This window comes from Massilia sp. DJPM01, assembly GCF_030348125.1.
GTDB classification, from domain to species: Bacteria; Pseudomonadota; Gammaproteobacteria; order Burkholderiales; family Burkholderiaceae_D; genus Telluria_A; species Telluria_A frigida.
Window position 1 is genome coordinate 1 of the sequence record NZ_JAQOZV010000218.1, and the last position, 614, is coordinate 614.

2 tRNA genes are annotated in these 614 nt (G+C 45.1%); both read left to right on the top strand.

The features are described from left to right. Positions 1–79: 79 nt before the first annotated feature. A tRNA-Ile gene (locus PO883_RS34750) sits at positions 80–156 on the top strand. 102 nt (positions 157–258) lie between these two features. After that, positions 259–334 (top strand) — tRNA-Ala (locus PO883_RS34755). Positions 335–614 lie beyond the last annotated feature (280 nt).

Sequence of the window (614 nt, forward strand, 5' to 3'; positions counted from 1 at the left end):
CTGGCTATAGAGCCAATTTATTAAGCGTCCACTCTTATCGACTGTTGAATTTAGAAGAAACAGTAGCAGTGTCCAAGTCGGGGCTGTAGCTCAGCTGGTTAGAGCACCGTGTTGATAACGCGGGGGTCGTTGGTTCGAGTCCAACCAGCCCTACCAAGGTTATCAAACGAAAGTAAAAATCTACTTTCGTTTGGGTTAGTTAGTCAAAAAATCACTGGCAAAGCCAGATGATTTTTAGAGTAAAAGCCACACAAGACCGGGGGATTAGCTCAGCTGGGAGAGCACCTGCTTTGCAAGCAGGGGGTCGTCGGTTCGATCCCGTCATCCTCCACCACTCTACTAATCTTGAAAGTACAAACGTAAGCCACGAGGTTTAGGTTTGGTCTTTTAGAGATTAAAGCTGTTTCGTTCTTTAACAATCTGGAAGAAGTAAAGTTTTAATCGAATCGCCGACAGGCGGTTCGATGGGTAGTGATTGTATGTATCAAAACAAAGCAACAACGCTGTACTTTCTTATCTCTGTAACGCTCTTTTAGTGGCAACACTAAGAGGCTAACGTTATAGGGACAAGCGAATAAGTGCACATGGTGGATGCCTTGGCGATTACAGGCGAC